The sequence below is a fragment of the Grimontia celer genome (genome assembly GCF_900055185.1).
GTDB classification, from domain to species: domain Bacteria; phylum Pseudomonadota; class Gammaproteobacteria; order Enterobacterales; family Vibrionaceae; genus Enterovibrio; species Enterovibrio celer.
In genome coordinates, this window is sequence record NZ_FIZX01000037.1 from 1 (window position 1) to 646 (window position 646).

Annotated in this window: 1 protein-coding gene; it reads right to left on the reverse strand. The window is 33.0% G+C overall.

Annotation, left to right across the window (positions count from 1 at the left end; translation table 11 throughout):
* Nucleotides 1-322, reverse strand: a 322-nt coding sequence (locus tag GCE9029_RS26415; protein WP_157487857.1) for a hypothetical protein, incomplete at its 3' end; no start/stop codon positions are given.
* Nucleotides 323-646: the final 324 nt, after the last annotated feature.

Consider the following 646-nt stretch of genomic DNA (forward strand, 5'->3'; position numbering starts at 1 on the left):
GCTCAATCCTTGCATTTACAATTAGATCTCCATCAATCCCATTTTTTTGGCCATTTCTTATAGCATCATCCATAGCACGCTGCATTAAGTTGTTTTTAGGACCAGAAACATAAGTCATTGTACGCGGATTCACTTCGTAACAAGATTTACCTTTGGTAAAAGAAACTGTATTAGATCCTTTTTCATAATCAAGATTTCTTACATTAAAAGAAGATGCAGCTGTGAATTGGCCTAAACGTTCACTTGTTACTGACGGCATTTTGGCGCAACCAGTTAAAGCAAGAAGAACATACGACACAGTTATAACTTTGTAGATTTTCAAAATAAGCCCTTATTTGGATTTAACAAAAATGCCATGTTAAAGAATCAAGATTATTGATTTTAAACTAATCTATAACCTTTATAAATAGTAAATATTAATTATAAATTGGTCAAATCACTTTTCGTAGGAGGCTGATGCATAGAAATGCACTCCCTTTGAAATTAAAAATACACATTCCGCTGTAGGCATTAAATTGATCTAACATTACAGGTATAAACGAAGGTAGAAAATTACAATGGATGCATGATTTAAGCTATTTAGAAGAGCTGTTAGCAATGAGTTGCTCGCCACATTTCAATGTGGGTGTCCTAATTAATTCTGTTT